Source organism: Actomonas aquatica, assembly GCF_019679435.2.
In the GTDB taxonomy this organism is placed as follows: Bacteria; Verrucomicrobiota; Verrucomicrobiia; order Opitutales; family Opitutaceae; genus Actomonas; species Actomonas aquatica.
The window spans coordinates 3,827,004-3,845,477 of record NZ_CP139781.1; the positions used below are offsets into that span (position 1 = coordinate 3,827,004).

General features: G+C 65.7%; 15 protein-coding genes. 6 read left to right on the forward strand and 9 right to left on the reverse strand.

Annotated features, from left to right (window positions below; genetic code table 11):
* Positions 1 to 45: 45 nt before the first annotated feature.
* The 4 genes from K1X11_RS14870 to K1X11_RS14885 form a co-directional block, all read right to left on the reverse strand.
* The gene (locus tag K1X11_RS14870; RefSeq protein ID WP_324725992.1) at positions 46 to 1,116 is read right to left on the reverse strand and encodes an NAD-dependent epimerase/dehydratase family protein; all 1,071 of its coding nucleotides are present in this window, start codon (positions 1,114 to 1,116) and stop codon (positions 46 to 48) included.
* A 52-nt stretch (positions 1,117 to 1,168) separates the two neighbouring features.
* Positions 1,169 to 2,890 (reverse strand): fatty acid CoA ligase family protein, encoded by a 1,722-nt coding sequence (locus tag K1X11_RS14875; protein WP_324725993.1) that lies wholly within the window; start codon positions 2,888 to 2,890, stop codon positions 1,169 to 1,171.
* A 161-nt stretch (positions 2,891 to 3,051) separates the two neighbouring features.
* Positions 3,052 to 4,182, reverse strand: a complete 1,131-nt coding sequence (locus K1X11_RS14880) for a ribonuclease D (protein ID WP_225919501.1) — start codon at positions 4,180 to 4,182, stop codon at positions 3,052 to 3,054.
* Positions 4,183 to 4,229: 47 nt separating this feature from the next.
* The gene (locus K1X11_RS14885; RefSeq protein ID WP_221031606.1) at positions 4,230 to 5,105 is read right to left on the reverse strand and encodes a histone deacetylase family protein; all 876 of its coding nucleotides are present in this window, start codon (positions 5,103 to 5,105) and stop codon (positions 4,230 to 4,232) included.
* Between the two features lie 91 nt (positions 5,106 to 5,196).
* Between K1X11_RS14885 and queC the strand changes: the two genes are divergently transcribed.
* Both queC and K1X11_RS14895 read left to right on the forward strand, forming a co-directional pair.
* Positions 5,197 to 5,853 carry a 7-cyano-7-deazaguanine synthase QueC gene (gene queC / locus K1X11_RS14890; protein WP_221031607.1) on the forward strand — a complete coding sequence of 219 codons (657 nt, stop codon included), beginning with the start codon at positions 5,197 to 5,199 and terminating at the stop codon, positions 5,851 to 5,853.
* 57 nt (positions 5,854 to 5,910) lie between these two features.
* Positions 5,911 to 9,354 carry a PPi-type phosphoenolpyruvate carboxykinase family protein gene (locus K1X11_RS14895; protein ID WP_425503760.1) on the forward strand — a complete coding sequence of 1,148 codons (3,444 nt, stop codon included), beginning with the start codon at positions 5,911 to 5,913 and terminating at the stop codon, positions 9,352 to 9,354.
* 57 nt (positions 9,355 to 9,411) lie between these two features.
* Here the strand turns inward: K1X11_RS14895 and K1X11_RS14900 are convergent, their stop codons facing one another.
* A complete protein-coding gene (locus K1X11_RS14900) occupies positions 9,412 to 11,319 on the reverse strand; it encodes a SulP family inorganic anion transporter (RefSeq protein WP_221031609.1) in 1,908 nt (635 codons plus the stop codon).
* Positions 11,320 to 11,427: 108 nt separating this feature from the next.
* Between K1X11_RS14900 and K1X11_RS14905 the strand changes: the two genes are divergently transcribed.
* The 4 genes from K1X11_RS14905 to K1X11_RS14920 all read left to right on the forward strand — a co-directional run bounded on the left by K1X11_RS14905 (position 11,428) and on the right by K1X11_RS14920 (position 15,528).
* Complete coding sequence (locus K1X11_RS14905) at positions 11,428 to 13,314, forward strand: TonB family protein (RefSeq protein ID WP_324725994.1); 1,887 nt, start codon at positions 11,428 to 11,430, stop codon at positions 13,312 to 13,314.
* A gap of 158 nt (positions 13,315 to 13,472) precedes the next feature.
* The gene (locus K1X11_RS14910; protein WP_221031611.1) at positions 13,473 to 14,585 is read left to right on the forward strand and encodes a TonB family protein; all 1,113 of its coding nucleotides are present in this window, start codon (positions 13,473 to 13,475) and stop codon (positions 14,583 to 14,585) included.
* Positions 14,586 to 14,623: 38 nt separating this feature from the next.
* Positions 14,624 to 15,034: a VOC family protein gene (locus tag K1X11_RS14915; protein ID WP_221031612.1), complete on the forward strand. Its 411-nt coding sequence runs from the start codon at positions 14,624 to 14,626 to the stop codon at positions 15,032 to 15,034.
* Complete coding sequence (locus K1X11_RS14920) at positions 15,031 to 15,528, forward strand: FKBP-type peptidyl-prolyl cis-trans isomerase (protein ID WP_221031613.1); 498 nt, start codon at positions 15,031 to 15,033, stop codon at positions 15,526 to 15,528. The genes K1X11_RS14915 and K1X11_RS14920 overlap by 4 nt, the downstream gene beginning before the upstream one ends.
* A gap of 19 nt (positions 15,529 to 15,547) precedes the next feature.
* On the opposite strand, the gene K1X11_RS14925 is transcribed toward K1X11_RS14920, so the two are convergent.
* The 4 genes from K1X11_RS14925 to K1X11_RS14940 all read right to left on the reverse strand — a co-directional run bounded on the left by K1X11_RS14925 (position 15,548) and on the right by K1X11_RS14940 (position 18,455).
* On the reverse strand, positions 15,548 to 15,730 hold the full coding sequence (locus K1X11_RS14925) for a hypothetical protein (RefSeq protein WP_221031614.1): 183 nt from the start codon (positions 15,728 to 15,730) through the stop codon (positions 15,548 to 15,550).
* 16 nt (positions 15,731 to 15,746) lie between these two features.
* The gene (feoB, locus tag K1X11_RS14930) at positions 15,747 to 17,858 is read right to left on the reverse strand and encodes a ferrous iron transport protein B (RefSeq protein ID WP_221031615.1); all 2,112 of its coding nucleotides are present in this window, start codon (positions 17,856 to 17,858) and stop codon (positions 15,747 to 15,749) included.
* Positions 17,859 to 17,881: 23 nt separating this feature from the next.
* The gene (locus K1X11_RS14935; protein WP_221031616.1) at positions 17,882 to 18,124 is read right to left on the reverse strand and encodes a FeoA family protein; all 243 of its coding nucleotides are present in this window, start codon (positions 18,122 to 18,124) and stop codon (positions 17,882 to 17,884) included.
* Positions 18,125 to 18,194: 70 nt separating this feature from the next.
* On the reverse strand, positions 18,195 to 18,455 hold the full coding sequence (locus K1X11_RS14940; RefSeq protein ID WP_221031617.1) for a FeoA family protein: 261 nt from the start codon (positions 18,453 to 18,455) through the stop codon (positions 18,195 to 18,197).
* Between the last annotated feature and the right edge of the window lie 19 nt (positions 18,456 to 18,474).

Sequence of the window (18,474 nt, forward strand, 5' to 3'; positions counted from 1 at the left end):
GGTGAATGGTGAAACCCGGGCCACCTGCAGTCCTTTCACCATTCTCTATTCACCATTCTTCATTCTACGGATCAGTTCTTGGGTGCCTTCGGCCATGGTGATGGTGGGCTCGTAACCGAGGTCGCGCTTGGCGGCGGTGAGGTTGAACCAGTGGTCCTTGGCGAGTTCGGCGGCGATGAAACGGGTCATGGGCGGTTCGCCTTTGAGCGGGAGCAGGCGCCAGAGGGTTTCGCAGACGGCGCCGATGCGGGAGGCGGCGGCGAGGGAAATGCGCTTGGTGAGCGGCGGTTCGCCGAGGCCGGTGAGCAGCTCGTTGATCCAATCCCAGAGGTTCACCGGCTCGTCGTTGGTGATGAAATAAGCCCGCCCGGCCGCTGCCGGAAGTTCCTTATGCGCAAGGGTATCTGCGGAACCGTCACGTAATACGTGACAAGTGGAGAGGGCGGTTTCGGCGGCGAGGTGGGCGGCGGTGGCGTTGGTGATGTGCACCATGTCGACGCGGTTTTGGCCGGTGCCGACGATGCGCAGGCGGCCGGCGCGGGCGCGGGCGAGGATGCGCGGCACGAGGTGCGGGTCGCCGGGGCCCCAGATGAGGTGGGGGCGCAGGGCGGTGGTGAGAAAGCCGGGACGGTTGACCGCGAGCACGGCCTTTTCGGCGATGGCTTTCGTGAGCGGATAAGGGCTGGGGCAGTCGGTCGTGAGCGGCAGGGATTCGTCGGCGTCGGCGAGGTCGCGGCCGTTGTAGACGACGCTGGGCGTGCTGGTGTGGATGAAGCGTTGCACGCCGGCGGTCTGCGCGGCGGCGAGCAGAGTCTCGGTGGCGGTGACGTTGTCGCGGTAGAAGTCGTCATAGCGGCCCCAGACGCCGACGCGGGCGGCGACGTGGAAGACGGTCCCTACGCCTTCCACGGCGGCGGCGCAGGTGGTCGGGTCGTGCAGGGCGCCAGTGACGACGCGGATGCCGCGGGCGGTGAGCGCGGGGCGCGGCTGGCGCGAGACGACGGTCACGTTGCGACCGGCGGCGAGGAGTTGGTCGACGAGATGGGAGCCGAGGAAGCCGGTGCCGCCGGTGACGAGGACGGGAGTGGTGGGAGGTTCGGGTTGCGGGTTGGCCACGGAAGGACGGGGTGTCGGGCGTAAAGCCCGACCCACAGGGAGGGTTGGTCGTTTAGGGGGGGCCCGACGGTTTGGCCGTGGCGGCCCACTTGGCGAGGGTGAGGCGGTGGATTTTGGCGTTGTGGCGGACGTCGACGGGGAAGCCGGGGTGCAGGTAAAAGGCTTCGACGCGGGCGGCGTGGGGGTGATCGGCGGCGAGGGTGCGCAGTTCCGCGATGAGGGTGGTCGCGGCGGTGGGGTTTTGCAGGAGCTGCGGGTCGCGGGGCTCGATGACGAGGGCCGGGCGTTGCGTCGGGCGCTGGCCGAGCCCGACGAGGGCGGTGCGGCGGACGGCGGCGTGTTGGTTGAAGATGGGTTCGACTTGTTCGGTGAAGAGCGGGCCGGTGGCGGTTTCGACGCGCTCGGCGGCGCGGCCGCAGAACCAGAGGCGGCCGTAGTCGTCGAGGTAACCGCAGTCGCCCATGCGATGCCAGGCGGCGGCAGAGCCGCCGGAAATCCCAGGCTCTAAATGACTAAATCCTAAATCGGAGTTGGCGGGGATTTTCGCCCGCGCGGTGGCGTCGGGTAGGGCGTCGTAGGACTGGGTGACGGTGGGGCCGCGGACGATGATTTCGCCGATCTTGAGGGGCGGGAGGGTTTTGATCTCTGACTCGGTGGCGATGGGGTCGTCGGTGAGCGCGATGATTTTGACCTCGTTGGGCGCGATGATGTGGCCGACGCAGGTGCCGGCGCCGGTGCGGGTGGCGGCGGCGGTGTGTTCGATGACGGTGGTGGCGTCGATGGTGGCGACGGGCAGGGCTTCGGTGGCGCCGTAGGGGCTGTGGAGTTCGCCGTTGGTGAGGATGGGCCGCATGAGTTCCCAAAGGGCCGGGGGCACGGGGGCGCCGGCGGAGAGCACGCGCTTCATGGTGGGCAGGGTGAGGCGCTGAGCGTGGCAGTGGCGGGCGATCTTGTGCCAGAGGGTCGGGGAGCCGAAGGAGTTGGTGACCTGTTCCTGGGTGATGGCTTGGACGATCTTGGCGGGGTCGACGGCGGCGGGTTTGGAGGGGTCGATTTCGGGGACGACAGTGGTCATGCCCAGCGCGGGGTTGAAGAGCGCGAAGATGGGCAGCATGGGGAGGTCGACCTCGCCGGGGCGGATTTCGAAGGTGTGGCGGATGAGTTCCACCTGGGCGTTGAACATGCCGTGGGCGTAGCAGACGCCTTTGGGGGCGCCGGTGGAGCCGGAGGTGAAGAGGATGGCGGCGAGTTCGTCGGTGGTGGAGGCGGCGACGGCGAGTTTGCCGGTGTCGCCGCGGTTGGAGAGGCGGGCGGTGGTGTCGCCGCGGGCGGCGATGCGGATGCGGACGGATTTGAAGGCGCCGCGGAAGAGGTGGCTGAGCAGGCGGGCGAGCGGGATGCCGAGCAGGGCGCGGGGTTGGGTGCGGCGGACGCAGGCGAGGAAGCTTTTGCGCCCCATGCCGGGGTCGATGACGACGGGCACGGCGCCGTGGGCAAAGAGGGCGAAGACGCTGGCGATGAGGGGCAGGCCCTGGCGGACCATGACGAGGACGCGGTCGCCGCGTTGCACGCCGGCGTGGCGGAGGCGGTGTTGCCAGGCGGCGGCTTCGGCTTCGAGTTCGGCGAAGCTGAGGGTGAGGTAGTCGATGGCACCGTCGGCGGTGCGGCCGCGGGGGATCTTGAGCGCCGGGGTGTGCGGCTGGCTGGCCGCCATCCGGGGAAGGTGGCGGGCGATGTTGGCGGAGTCGGCTGGCGGAGGCGGTGGCGTCGGCACGGTTGCGAGCCAGCTAAGGTGGGTCGGTGTCGGGCGTAAAGCTCGGGTGGTGGTGCCGAGGCTGGAAGCCTCGGCCACGGGGGGGCGGACGGGTGGCCGAGAGGCAGGGGGCCGAGGGGCAAAGCGAGAGCGGCCGAGACGGCCGCTGCTACAACCGGGCGTCAGGCGTTGGCGCCTTGGGCGAAGGCGGGGAGGTCGCGGATGAGGCCGGCTTGCCAGGGGAGGAGAAGCTCATCGAGTTGCTCGGGGCTGCGCGCGATTTGGGCGAGTTGGGAGCGGTTGGCGATGAGGGTGGGCTCGAGGTTGAGCTTGGTGGCGATCTGGTCGCGGCCGGCTTTGAGACGATCTTGGAAGGCGAGTTCGTTGGGGGTGAGCGGGCGGTGGTCGCGGTTGCGTTGGCGGCGCGGCAGGCTGGCGGGGTCGGTTTCCAGACCCTGGTGCACGGCGGCGGTGAGCGACTTGATGAGGCGGCTGTGGCGGCGGCCGAGGTTGATGGAGGCGAGGATGGTGGCCTCGCTGTCACCGTTTTCGGCGTGCTGGGCCATGGTGAGCAGCAGCTTGTTGTTGCAGACCTTGAAGGGGGGCGTGTCGAGGCGTTCGGCGGTGGCTTCGCGCCAGTGCCAGACGGAGTGGAGGACCCCGAGGCCACGGCCGCGGAGTTTCTCGGATTTGCCGATGCGCCAGGCGTTTTCGTCGCCGGAGGGGAAGCCGGTCTGGGCGGCTTCGATCTGGCGGCGGCATTGTTGCTCGAGCCAGTCGACGCGATCGAGTTTGCGCAGCTCCTTGGTGAGGAGGTTGCGGAGCTCCGGGAGGTGCCAGACGTCGAGGGAGGCGTAGTCGAGGAGCTTTTGGGTGAGCGGGCGTTTGGACCAGTTGGCCTTCTGGGACTCCTTGGACATGATGAGGCCGAAGTAGTCTTCCATGAGGGCGGCGAGGCCGACGCGCTGGCGGTTGAGGAGCTGGGCGGCGAGCATGGTGTCGAACATGCTCTTGCACTCGAAGCGGTTGAGGTCGTGCAGCAGGCGCAGGTCGTAGTCGCTGCCGTGCATGATGAGATGCTTGGTAGCGAGCTTCTCGTAAAGGGGGGCGAAGTTGAGCGGCGCAAGGGCGTCGACGAGGTAGACCTTGCCGTCGACCAGGAACTGCAGGAGGCAGATCTTGGTGCGGTAGCAGTTCATGTTGTCGGCCTCGGTATCGAGGGCGACTTCGTCCACGCGATCGATGGCGTCGAGCAGGGGGGCGAGTTGACCGGGTTGGTCGAGGAGTTGGTAGGCCGGTGCCGTGGGCTTCATTTTAACGCCGAAAAATTGGCGGGCGGGTCGTGGGAGGAAACGTTTGATCATGCGCGGACGTCCTCGCCGGCCCAAGCGGAGAGGAAGGCGTCGACGAGTTGGGGCAGGTCGGCGCTGTAGCCGCCCTCAAGCACGGCGGCGGCGGGAAGTCCGCTGGTGCGCAGCCAGGAGCCGAGGGTGGCGAAATCTGTGGTTTGCAAAGTCATGTTGGTGATCGGGTCGCCCTGATAGGCGTCGAAGCCGGCAGAGACGAGCACAAGGTCCGGGTCGAAGGCAATCACGGCGTCAAGAGAGTGGCGCAAGGCGTCGAGGTGGGCGGCCCGGGGCGCCAAAGGAGGTATCGGCCAATTGTGGCAGTTGCTGAAGCTGGTGAGGCCGGTTCCCGGATAGCAGGGGGATTGGTGGACGGAGGTGAAGAGGAAGCCGGGTTGGTCGGCGAGCAGGGCTTCGGTGCCGTTGCCGTGGTGGGCGTCGAAGTCCCAGACGGCGACGCGGGTGGCGCCGAGGTGGAGCTGGGCGTGGCGGGCAGCGATGGCGATCTGGTTGAGGTAGCAGAACCCCATGGGTTGGTCGGCGGTGGCGTGGTGACCGGGCGGGCGATTGAGGGCGATGACGGGTCCGCGGCCGGCGAGCGCGGCTTCGGCGGCGGCGATGGCGGCCCCGGTGGCGCGGTAGGCGTGGGTGGCGATGTCGGGGAAAAATGGGGTGTCGGCGTCGAAGTCCTCTGGGACGAGCAGGCGTTCGAGGTGGGCCGGGGTATGGCAGAGGGCGGCGTCGGTCGCGGTGGCGAGGGGCGGCTCCTGCCAGATCCAGTCGGGGTGGGCGGCGCGCAGGTGGGGCACGGTGCGGGCGAGGCGGGCGGGTTGCTCGGGGCGCGAAGCGTTGCCGTAGGCGGTGCAGTGCGGGGTATGGAGGAGGAGCATGGGGGGAGCGGCGGCCGTGGGGAGAAAGATAAAGAGAAAGAAGAAAGAGAAAGATTGGGCAATGCGGGGGCGGACGGCTTTTTTGGGTGGGATGAAGGTTGTGGTGTTATGTTCCGGCGGAATGGATTCGGTGGCGGCGCTGTATTGGGCACGGGAGCAGCATGAAGTGGTGGCAGTGCTGAGTTTTGACTACGGGGCGAAGCACAATGCCCGGGAGATCCCGTTCGCGGCGGGGCATGCGGCGGCGTTGGGTGTGCGGCATGAGGTGGTGGAGTTGCCGTTTGTGGACCGGTTGTTTGATTCGGCGTTGCTGAAGTCGGGCGGGGAAATCCCGGACGGCCATTACGAAGACGCCAACATGAAGCAGACGGTGGTGCCGTTTCGGAATGCGATCATGTTGAGCATTGCAGCCGGGGTGGCGGAGAGTGCCGGGGCGACCGGCGTGGTGATCGCGGCGCATGGTGGTGATCACGCGATTTATCCGGATTGCCGGGAGCCGTTTATGCAGGCGATGGGGGACGCCATGCGGCTGGGGACCTATGTAGAAGTAGCGCTTTTGCGGCCGTTCATCGCGATGGACAAGGGCCGGATCGCGGCGGAGGGCGCGCGGCTGGGGGTGGACTTCGGGCGGACCTGGTCGTGCTACAAAGGAGGGGCGCAACACTGCGGAACCTGTGGCACTTGCGTGGAACGGCGCGAAGCGTTTGCAGTAGCGGGGCTAATCGATCCGACCGCTTATAAGGCCTAGTAGACCCATCGGTGAGTCATCTCTTTTTGAAAGCATGGGTTGGACGGGAGGCGTGCAATGTCTCTAGCGTCCTCGGCAAGCATGACATCGACCAAACGTCCGCCATCGCCTGAGGAACTACGTCAAGCTATCGCCCTGCGACTGGGGCTACTGGGTTGCCCGACGGGCCCCAGTGGTGGGTCGCAGGCGTTGACTGAGCTTGCTGACCCCATTTTCTCCCGCCACCGGGAGATGACGCGCCAGATGGTGGAGCGTTATGCGCCGGTGGATGGACGCATCCAGCACTTCATCAACCAGTATCTGGCGGAGCTAGGCGATCCCCCTTCCCTGCCCCTGCGCACGCTGGTCCTCGACCAGCCGGGCCTGGCGCGCGAGCTGTCGCTGCCGGATCGCGGTGACGCGACGGAGTCGCCGTTGCTCTCGAGCTTCCGTCTGCGCAACGGCGTGTTGCACAACCCGGCCAGCGATCGACGCACAACCAAGGGTGTGTTTCACATCGCCGAGGGCGGACTGCCGGTGCCGGAAGACAAGAAGGCGACGCCGAAGCAGGCTTTTGCCAAACTGCTCGAGATGGCTTTCAAGGCCCCCGCCGATATTATGCGGGTGCCCTACTCGGCCGATTGGGAGACGCCGGCCTCGGCCTGGGTGTCGCTCATGCTGCGCCCGCTGGTGGTGCCGGAGGTGAAGGGCTTCACCCGCGCCAAGCGCATGGAGACGCGTTTCTTCGTGCCGGGTTCGTTGGTGGCCAATCTGGACTTTGTGGAGTCGATCTTCGGCAACGGTGGCGACCCCTACCTGCCGGAGAACGATGCCGCGCTCGATATCGACGGTTGGACCGGCCACACCGGCTGCGTGATCCTCGCTCCGCATCTCGTGAGCGTGCCGAAGATCCTGCTCGGTCTCCCCCACTACGACCTCGCCACCCCGCGCCAACGCCGCGACGGCATGTGCTGGAAGGACGAGAGCGAACTCTACAACGACGGCTCGGCCTTCAAGCTGTGCGCCCGCGACGCCCGCGGTGTGGTGGTGACGCTCATCGCCGACAACTACTTCGGCTACTGCAAGAAGGAGGTGAAGACCCAGATCGGTTACGCCGCCAATCTCTACGGTGTCGCCGAAGAGGAGCACGCCGGTGGTGCGTTGGTTTACCCGTCCTACGACCTGGGTGAGGAATTCGCCGGCAGCGTGCACGTGAAGTCGCGCGGTCACTCCTTTGCCGAGGTGGTCGAGAAATACAGCGACCTCATCGACGTGAAGCCCGAGGGCTACGCGGTCGATAAGGAGTATCCGTCAATCTACTACGTGCCGGAAGACGTGCGTTTCGACCTGCCCACCCAGACGGTGGTGTGGACGGGCGATGACGGCGAGACCCGCACTCTGCCCCTGCGCGCCGGCATCACTTACGTGCGTCCGTCGGGCTACAAGGTGGAGCTGGAGCAGCCCCCGGGTCAGACGACCTGGAACCTCGTCGGCACGGTCGCCGAGGGCACGCTGTGCCACAAGCCCTGCACGGTTTCGGGCGGCGGCAAATCGGAAATCTCCAAGGCGATCTCCGACGCCATTCTGCCCGGCACGGTGTTTGTCGCCGACTTCGAGCGCGACATGAAGCGCGTGCAGGAGCTGCTCGATCATCCGTATCACGAGCGCTTCGCCGATCCCGCCCGCCGCGGCAAGGATCACCGCCCGATCCTGAGCCCCGAGCGTTCGCTCGGCTCGGTGATCAAACTGCTCACCCCGTCGAACGACTTCTCCGAAGAGTTCAACGACTGGCTGAAGGTCATCCCGCAATACCTGAAGGAAATCGTCTTCGTGGTGAAGCGCTACTACCAGGCCGACTGGGGCGATGACTGGCGCAGCCACTTCTCGGTGGACATCATCAATGGCACGCCGGGCAACGAGCTGAAGTGCGACAACCGCAAGCTGAGCGCGAGCTACCTGCGCGTCGGTTTCCGCGACGACGGTTCGTGGCGTGTCTTCGGTCTGCGCGAGGACTTCCATCCCGCCGCCAAGGTGCAGATGGAAGACGACATCACGGCCTCCGTGGTGGTGCCGGCCGATCAGTTGCCGGACCGCGCCGCCGGCAGCACCCGTCTCTCGGAAAAGTTTGTCGAGAACTGCGAGACCCGTCTCTTCCAGCGCCCCGACGACGCGATCCATCGCGGTTACGACAAGCAGGCCGAGCGCGACCTCGCCGGCCCGGGCAACTTCATCTCCAACTTCGAACCGCTGACGCGCGAAGACGCCAAGGAGCTGGTGGCCGATGCCGTCAACTTCGACAAGTGGACCGCTCCGGTGAAGAAGTTGATCAAGGAAGCCGCCACGGCTCCCGACGGTGCCTCCTACTTCGTTTCGCCGGCGCATCCGCGCATCGTGGACGGCAAGCCGACCAAGAACCCGCGCTACCTGCAGATGCGCCCCGACCTCGTCGATCCGAAGTCGGCGCACCTGGCGAAGATGGCCACGCGCCTGCATCGCCGCGTCGCCGCCGACGCCGCGGTTTACACGCCGGTCGATGCGGTGGTCCCGGGCCGTCGCAACAACCCGCCGGATGTGAAGGCGGGCATTCGCGCGCTGGCGGTGTTTAACCCGATTCACTACTTCGAACTGCCGGAGCTGTTCCTCGAGTTCATCAGCTCGATGACCGGCAAGTCCCCGTCGACCACCGGTGCCGGTTCGGAAGGCGCGCTGACGAAGGGTCCGTTCAACTGCCTGCCGGCGATCTACGATCTCAATGCCGCGCTGGTTTCGCTGCTGCTCACCGGTCACCCGGTGTTTGTGTCGGCGGCCGGTTACGTGGGTCCGAAGATGCGCGTCGATCACGACGTGAGTCTGCTCATCCCGGAAGTGTGGTGCCGCATGACGCCCGAGGAGCGCGATCCGCAGTTCCTCATCGATCACCTCTACCTCGAGAAGTGCGAAGACATGGAGCACAACGGCGAGAAGGTGCTCTCGAGCCGCCTCGGCTACCGCATCACGGCGAAGTTTGCCCGCACCTTCTTCGGTCGCGTGTTCAACCATCCGCACGTGGTCTTCACCGACGACATGCTGAGGCCCGAGCTGCAGGACATGGATCTCTTTGCCGACGGCATGGAGAACATCTGCGTGACCCACGAGCGCGTGGCCCAGGCCTACTTCGACGACGGCACGATCGCCGATGCCTGCCCGCCGCTGGAAGCGCTGTTGCACATCATGGCCAAGGGCAACTGGAACGGCCATGGACTCGACGCGCCGGAAGTGCGTTCGATGTTCAGCCGCGAAGCGCTGGTGGAGACCGACTGGTATAAGGCCCGTCTCGCGTCCAAGCAGAAGTGGGATGTCGGTCTCTGGGAGCGTCACATCGAGTCGCTCCGACTGGTGATCGACAATCCGCGCAGCGAAGACGTGGCGGAGCGCATGGGCCTCACCGCCAAGTTGTGCGAAGCCGAGGCCGAGTTGGCCCGCGTGAGCAGCGACGATTACCTCGCCTCGCTGGTCGGCACGCTGGGTCGCCAGCCGGTCTGAGCCGCAGCGCGGTCAGCGCGCGCGTAGTTTTGGTTCTGATACAGGGTCCGACGACGTTCAGTCGTCGGACTCTTTCTTTTTGCGGGACTGGTCGACGAAGATGCGGATCTCGGCGTCGCGGCGGCCGAGCACCTCGGTGGCGCGCTTGAGGGCGTCGCGGGTGGAGAGGGTCGGGTTGGTGGGCACCTCGCGGAAGAAGTTCTCCTCGCCGAGGCGCGCGATGAAACCGGAGTTGCGCAGCACGCGGGTGACCTCGCGGCCAGCACCGGAGACGATGAGCTGGCGTTTGGATTTTTTGAGGAAGTCGTGCAGTTCCTCGATGGCGATGGCGGCGGAGGCGTCGAGGTTGCGGGCGTTTTTGAGGCGCAGGATGATGACCTTGAGGGACGGGTCGCGGATGACTTCGCGGATCTGTTGGGAGAAGATCTCGGTGGAACCAAAGAAGAGGTCGCCCTCGGCGTGCAGGATGGAGATGCCGGGCACGTTGCGGCGATCGGGCGTGGGCAGCTCGGCGAGTTGGCCGTCCTGGTTGAAGTTGTATTCGGAGAGCTCGGGTTGGCCGGCCTTTTTGAGGAAGAGCATGATCGACGTGAAGGCGCCGAGGTAGATGGCGGCGTCGATGGTGAGCAGCAGGGCCGAGCTGAAGGTGACGATGAAGACGACGGTGTCGGAGTGGGTGGTGCGCAGCGCCAGCAGGAGGTTGCGGCGGTTGATGAGCGAGCAGGCGATGCCCATGACGAGCACGGCGAGGGCGGCCTTGGGGATGAAGTGAATGAGCGGCCCGATGCTGAAGAGCATCACGGCCACGATGATGCCGCCGTAGACATTGGCCAAGGGGGAGCGGGCGCCGGAGGTGTCGGAGAGCACGGAGCGCGTGAGTGAGCCGGAGGCGTTCATGCCGCCGCAGAGGCCGCTGGTGATGTTGGCCATGCCCATGGCATACATCTCCTGGTTGACGACGAAGCGATGGCCGGCGCGGGAGGCGAGGGTCTTGCCGATGGAGGAGCCCTCGAGGATGGAGACAAAGGCGAGCGCGAGCGCGGGGGCGGCGAGGTCACCGATGAGCTGGTAGTCGAAGGTGCCGGGGAAAAAGCGCAGGTTGCCGAGGTCGAAGGTCTGCAGGTAGGCGATGTCCCAACCGACATAGCGGAACCCGATGCCCATCACGGCGGTGAGCAGGAGGGTGCCGGCGATGTTGGGCAGGAAGCGCACCCAGCGCATGAGGCCGAGGTTGATGGCGAGGGTGCCGGCGGCCATGGCGAGCTCGGGCCAGTGGGTCTGCGGGAGCTGGCGCACGGTGGCGGCGATGATGCCGACAAAGGTCGAGGCGCCGGCGGTGCGCACGCCGAGGATGTTTTGGATCTGGTTGACGAAAATGAGCGCGGCGGCGGCGGTGATGTAACCGGTGATGACCGAGCGCGAGATGTAGTTGATCAGCAATGACGCGCGGGCGATCGCGCCGAGCACGAGGAAGACGCCCACCAGCACGACGAAGAGCGGCACGGCGAGGGCGCGGGTTTCTTCGGGCAGGCCGGTGGAGGCGACGCCGGTGAGCAGCAGGATGGCGGTGGCGTTGGTGGGCCCGAGGCAGATGAAGCGGGTGCCGCTGAAGAAGGGGCCGACGATGGCGGCGACGGCGCAGCTCACCAGACCCATGAGGGCGGGCACGCCGGCGATGAGCGAGAAGGCGATGCTCTGGGGGAAGCCGAGGATGGCGACGTTGAAGCCGGCCTTGGCGTCGGCGATGAGGGTCGAACGTTGCGGGCGGCGGAAGAGGCGGCGGCCGGGGAACCAATCGATCTGCACGGCGCGCACGGTGGAGCGACCCCAGTAGCGCAGGATGCGACCCCAGTGGCGGCGATGGGGGCGGATCGGATCGGGAGAGGGTGCGATGTCAGCGGTTGGTTTCGCCTGCGGGGATGCGGCGGCGTCGCTGGAATCCGGACTGGGTGTCGGGTCGCTCACGGGAATGCGGGAGACGCTGAGGTCAAAGGGGGCGATGCGTCAACCGGCAGGCGCGGGCGGAGCGGTTCGGAATTGTGGCAACCCGTTGAGTTCCGTTGGCTGCTGAATATGGAAAAACGGTTGCGATGGATGACTGGGCTGAGTGTGGGAGTCGGACTGTGGTGTGCGTTGGGCGCCCAAGAGGAAGCGGGGGCGGTCGACGGGAAGTGGGAGGTGACCAAGGAGGAGGCGGCGTGGAAGCCGGATGGGTTGTTTGATTTGGGCAACCTGGAGCAGCCGCCGGTGCCGACGTTTCAGGCGAGGCCCGTTTACCCGATGGAACTACGCGTAGCAGGGATCACGGGGAACGCGATTGTCGGTTTTATCGTGGACTCGCATGGCAAGGTGCGGTCGGCCTACGCGATACGGGCGACGCACCCGGAGTTTGGTGAGGCCGGGGTGGCGGCCGTGTCGCAGTGGAAATTTGAGCCGGGCCGGGTGGGCGGTCGGGTGGTGAACACGCGTATGCAGGTGCCGCTCTATTTTAACATCGTGCCGGATGCTCCCGCGCCGGCGGCAAAGGCACCAGGGATGGAGGAGGAGGAGTGGAAGCCGGATGGGTTGTTTGATTTGAGCGACCTGGAGCAGCAGCCGGTGCCGACGTCCCAGGCGAGTCCCGTTTATCCTCTGGAACTGCGCGAAGCAGGGATCATGGGAAATGCGATCGTGGGTTTTATCGTGGATAAACAGGGCAAGGTGCGGTCGCCCTACGCGGTGCGGGCGACGCACCCGGAGTTTGGCGAGGCGGCGGTGGTGGCCGTGGCGCAGTGGAAATTTGAGCCCGGCCAGAAGGACGGTCAGGTGGTCAACACGCGCATGCAGGTGCCGGTGATTTTTAACCTCCTGCCAGATGATCCCGGTGCCGCTGCGCGCGCCGAGGCGCGGAAGAAGCTGGCGATAGCGTTACCCAAGGTGAAGGACTCGGTCGATGCGGTGGGAGCATCCCATGTCCCGCCGCCCGAGCTCCAAGTGAAGCAAGCGCCGTGGGACGTCGCGCCGCAGCCGCTCAAGCAACGCAAGCCGGAGTATCCCTACGCGATGCGGCGGATCGGCGACGATGGCACGGTCGTGCTGCGCCTCTTGGTGCGGAAGACGGGAGTCGTGGATCAGGTGCACGTGTTGCGCTCGACCAATCCGGGTTTGGATGAAGCGGCGGTGGATGCGGCGCTGGATTGGGTCTTTTCGCCGGCGATCAAAAACGGGTTGCCGATCGATGCGGAGTTGCAGGTGCCGATCATGTTCCGGATCGACGGAAAGAAGGCGCGCGACCGTTGGACGATTTCGAAAAACCTAGGGCCCTGGCCGGAATCGGTGCCGGAGGTCTTTCGCTGGGACACGGCGCCGGAGTTGGTGAGTTATGCCGCGCCGGTGTATCCGCGGGCGGCGCTGATGGACGGCCGCAAGGGCAAGGTGCGGGTGAAGTTTGCGATCGATGAACAGGGGCGCGTGCTCACCGCGCTGCCGGCGGAGGACGGGGATCCGGACCTGATGCAGGCGGCGATCGCGGCAGTGGAGACGTTTCGGTTTAAACCGGCGCGGCGGGAGTGGAAGCCGTGCGGCGCGATCCTGAACATGGAGTTTAACTTCACGACGAACTCGCGATCCGATGCGCCGGTTTCGCGCGACACCATACGGGTGCTCAAGCAGTTGAAGCGAGGTAAGGACCGATTCGCGGACCTGACGGAATTGGATGGTTTGCCTGAGCCGTTGTCGCAGCGCCCGCCGAAGACGCCGCCGCAGTTGCTCAAAGAGGGAAAGGGGGGCGAAGTGCTGTTGGAGGTGGTGATCGATCGGAAGGGTTTTGTGCGTTTGCCCAAAGTGCTGGAGGCTACGGATCCTGCGTTGGGCGCGGCGGCGATTCACGCGGTCAGCAACTGGCGCTATGCCGCGCCGCTGCGCGACGGTGAAGCGGTCGATGTCGTGGCGAAGTTGCCGGTGGTGTTTCGGGTGGAGTGAGTCGCCGGCGGACGCGGCGGGCGAGGAGTTCGCTCAGGGCCCGCGGCAAAAGCGGGGGGCCAAAGCCGCGGCAACGTCGACCGGTGACGCCGTGAATACCCGCTAAACTACGCCGCGCGGAGCTTGCGTGCCCTCAAGGAACCCGCTCGGCTCAAGTCATGATCTTTCAGCGATTTGGGTCATGGTGTTCACCACATAAAATCGCGGGGTTCCTGGCCGGCACCGCTTTCTTCCTCCTCCTCTCCGGAGTCCCTGCAAGGGCTCAGGACCGCGATCCAGCGGAGCTGGACGTGCAGCCCAAGGTCACGCGCCAGCAGAAGCCCATCTATCCTTTTGCGATGCATCGCCTGGGAATCACGGGTCAGGTGATCGTTGCCTTTATTGTCCAGTCCGATGGACGCGTCGGCGCGGCCTATGCCGTCAAGGCCTCGCATCCGAGCTTCCGGCAGGCCGCGATCGACGCTGTCGAGCGGTGGCGCTTCGAACCCGGCCGGAAGGACGGCCGCGCGGTGGACGTGCGCATGCAGGTCCCGATCATCTTTAATATTACCGGTGAACCCCAAAACCTCGGCTGGAAGGTGAAACGACCGCGCGAGTTCCCCGAGACGATCCCGCGCAAGTTTCGCTGGGACGATGCCCCCGTGCTGGTCGACTACAGCCCGCCGGTTTACCCCCGCCAAGCCCTGCTGGAAAAGCGCTACGGCAAAGTGACGGTGAGTTTCATGGTCTCGCCCACCGGGCAGGTCATCCAAACCCAAGCCGAGCCAGACGGCGATCCCGACTTCCAAGGCGCGGCCGTGGCCGCCGCGGAGACTTTCCGGTTCAAGCCGGCCAAACTGGACGACGGGACGCCTTGCGGGGCCATCCTCAAAATGGAGTTCGATTTTTATCTCTCCTCCGACCGGAGCGATGCGCCCTACACCGACGAGATGCGCCGGATCATCAAGGTGCTCAGCCGCAAGCCAGACTCTTTGCCGGGCCTGAAGGATCTCGACAAGATGCCGCGGCCGGTCGCGCAGCGTGCTCCCACGGTTCCCCCGGAGCTGCAGCGGAAAGGTCAACCGGCCAAGGCCATGGTGGAGTTCATCATCAGCCGCAGTGGCCTCGTGCTCCTGCCGCGCGTGGTGGAGACCACCGATGAAGCCTTCGGCTACGCCGCGGTCCATGCGGTGGCCGACTGGGGCTTTGTGCCGCCGGTGATCGACGGTAAACCGGTTGATGTGATCGCGCGGGTTCCCGTCGCCTACAACCCTGAGCCGAGCGGGGATTGATTCTCGAAGCCCAACCGGAAATCCCCTAGCGATCTCCCATGGCCGACGCCGAGACCTCCCCTACCCCGTCTGCGCCTGAACTCGGCCAGGTCGCGATCACGGTGGCCGATTTGGCGGCGGCGACGGCGTTTTATCGCGACGTGTTGGGACTGCGGTTCCTGTTCGCGGCGGGTCCGAACCTCGCCTTTTTGCAAGCGGGGGCGGTGCGGGTGATGCTGAGTGTGCCGCAGGGGCACGGAGCGCCGGGGAAAAACTCGGCGCTGTATTTTAAGGTCGAGCAAATCGTGGAGACGCACGCAGCGATGGTGGCGAAGGGCGCGGTCAACGAGCGGGCGCCGGCGATGGCGGCCCCGATGCCGGATCACGATTTGTGGATCGGGTTTTTGCGGGATCCGGAAGGCAATTTGGTCGGTTTAATGGAAGAAGTGAGACCCCCGGCAGAACGATGAAAGGAACGATTGTAGCGATAGTGCTCTTGGTCGCCGCGGCGGCCGGCGTGTGGTGGTATGCGGATCAGCGCAATGCGCGGATCGCGGCTGAGCGCGAAGCGGCGCGCGTGGCGGCCGAACAAGCGGTGCGCGACGAGCGGCTGGAATTGTTTGGCGAGGAGGCGCTGGCCGAAGGCATTGCCTGGACCGATTCCGGGCTGGGCATCCTGCACCTCGAGAGCGGCAGTGGCGCGAAGCCGTATCCGGGAGCGTATGTGAAATTTAAATACCGCGTGCGGCTGAAGGACGGCACGGAAGTGCAGCGGGAAGACAAACCCACCGAGGCGCGCATCGGCCAGATGATCCCGGGGGTGTCGTCGGGCCTGCAGCAGATGCTGCCGGGTGGGCGGGCGATCCTGTTTATCCCGCCACGCTTGGGTTACGGCGGATCCGCGTATGGTCCGATTCCGCCGAACTCCGGCCTCGTGTTTGAGGTCGAGTTGCTGAAACCGTGAATCCCGCGGCCCCCCCGGATCAGCGGCGGGGTTGCAGGTGCGGGGGCAGTTTGAGTTTCGGCTGCGGGCAGGCACAGCTGCCGCCGCTGGCGCAGCCCACCCCACCCTGCCGTCGTTTGCTGAGGTAGGAAAACGCCAGGTAGCCGATCGCGAGGAGCACGATCAGGGGGGCGACGAGGGACTGCCAGGGAAGGTCGAACATGAGAAACGTTGGGACCTCAGAAACCGAGGGCGGTGCCGGTCTGGTAAATGATCAGGCACAAAATCCAAGCGAAGCCGGTTTGGTAACCGATCTGAAAGAGCGGCCAGCGCCAGGAATTGGTTTCGCGTTTCACGATGGCGACGGTGCTGACGCACTGCATGGCGAACACGTAGAACACCATGAGGGTGAGGCAGACCAGCGGAGTGAATAGCGGGCGGCCGTCCGGCCAGGTGGCGGAACGGAGGGCTTGGAGCAAGGGTTCGGTGTTCTCTTCGTCTTCCTCGACGTTGAAGACGACACTCGTCGCACTGACGAATACTTCGCGGGCGGCGAAGGAGGAGATGAGGCCGATGCCGATCTGCCAGTTAAAGCCGAGGGGCTCGATGGCGGGTTCGATGACGTGGCCGGCCTGACCGGCGAAACTTTGGGCGATCTGTTCGCTGGGCGTGGCGTCTTCGCCGGCCTTGGGGTAGGCGGTGAGGGCCCAGAGCACGATGGAGATGGCGAGGATGATGGTGCCGGCGCGTTTGAGGAAGATGCCGCCGCGCTCGGCCATTTGCAGGGCGACGTCTTTCACTCGCGGCAGGCGGTAAGGCGGCAGCTCCATGATCATGAGCGGCGGTTCGCCCTTGAGCAGGGTGCGCTTGAAGAGCCAGGCGAAAGCAAAGGCGCCGCAGGTGCCGAGGCCATACATCAGCAACATGAGGCCCACCTTGGTGAGGATGGGCACTTCGCGCGACGGCACGAGGGCGGCGATCATGAGCAGGTAAACCGGCAGGCGGGCGGAGCAGCTCATGAAGGGTGCCACGAGAATGGTGACGAGACGGTCCTTGTGGTCCTCGATGGTGCGGGTGGCCATGATGCCGGGAATGGCGCAGGCGTAGGAGCTGAGCAGCGGGATGAAGGATTTACCGTTCAGCCCCACGCGGCTCATGAGGCGGTCCATGATGAAGGCGGCCCGAGCCATGTAGCCGGTGCTTTCGAGGAGGCCGATGAAAAAGAAGAGGATGAGAATCTGTGGGAGGAAGATCACCACGCCGCCGACGCCGGCGATGGCGCCGTCGGTGATGAGGTCGCGCAGGTCGCCGGGCGGCATGGCGGCTTTGACGCCGTCGGCCATGGCGGCGACGGCGGACTCGATGAGTCCCATGGGATACTCGGCGAGGGTGAAAATGCTCAGGAAGAGCAGCGTCATGATCGAGCCGAGGACGGCCCAGCCCCAGAAGCCGTGGGTGACGATGGCGTCGATCCGATCGGAAACGTTTTGAGGCGCGACGGAGGCAGCGGATTTGACGGATTCGGCGGTGAGTTTGCCGATGGCGTCGTAGCGGGCCCCCACGAGGCTTCCGGACCAGTCGGTGCCGTCGTCCTGCCAGCGTTTCGTCCATTGCTGGAGGATGGCGGCGGTGCGCGGGCTGAGGGGTTGGGAGCCGGTCACGCGCACGGGATCCGGGTCGGTGAGCAGCAGCAGGGCTTCGGCGCGGGCGATGAGCGGGGGTTTTTTGTCGGCGTCTTGGAGGGAGGCCTGCAGTTCGGCGACGGCGGGGGCGATGGCGGCGGGGACGCTCCAGCGGTGTTTGGGCAGCGGCAGGTCGGAGCGGCTCATGGCGAGTTTGAGCTCGATGAGCCCGTGGCCGCGCGAGGCCTGGGCGGGGATGACGGGGATACCGAGTTCCTTTTCCAGATGGTCGAAGCGGATCTGCAGACCGGCGTTGGTCGCGACGTCGATCATGTTGACGACGAGAATGACCGGGCGGCCGAGATCCAGGATCTGGTGAACGAGGTAGAGGTTTCGCTCGAGGTTGGAGCCATCGACGATGCAAACGATGCGGTCGGGCATCTGGGTGTCGGCGCGGCGGCCGAGGAGCACGTCGCGGGTGACGGCTTCGTCGGGTGAGCGGGCGGCCAGGGAGTAGGCGCCCGGCAGGTCGATGACGGTCATGGGGTGACCGTGCTGGGAGTAGGCGGTGCCGACTTTGCGTTCGACGGTCACGCCCGGGTAGTTGCCGACCTTCTGCTTCAGGCCGGTGAGCGCGTTGAAAAGGGTGGATTTGCCGCAGTTGGGGTTGCCGACAAAGGCATACACCGGGGTGCGGGAAGGTGTTTTAACGTGCTCGGGCAGATTCATATCCTGGGCGCTGGGAAGTCCGGTCAGGCGGAGGTGGCCTCGACCATGATGTGGTCGGCTTCGGTCTTACGCAGGGTCAGGTTGTAGCCACGAAGCTTGATTTCGATCGGATCGCCCAAGGGGGCACGGCGAAGCAGAGTGAAGGAGGTGCCAGGGAGCATGCCCATTTCTCGCAGGCGCAGAAAGGCGTTACCCGAGAGTGGGTAGGCGCGGACGACGGCAGTGGCGCCGGTGGCCAGGCTGGAGAGGGAAACGGTGTCGGACATGCGAAGGGCGGCGGAAAGAGTCGCGGGAGCGAAGGGTCCCGGGGAGAGACGCTGGGCCGGGGTCGAAGACTCAGGCGGACATCGGCAGGGAGCCGACGGAGATCAGGATGCGGCGGGCGGCGTCGTGGCTGAGGGCGATACGGGTGCCGTTGACTTGGCAGATGATGGTGGAGCGGCCGGAGATCTTTTTGACCGTGGCGGATTCACCGAACCCGAGTTCGCGCACGCGCTGTTTAAAGGTGCCCTCCCCTTGGAGTTCACAAACCAGGCCTGATTCGCCAGCGCCGAGCTGGCAGAGAGGGAGGCGAGTCGATTTGAGATCCTGTTTCATAAGGGTCGGCGAAGTCGAC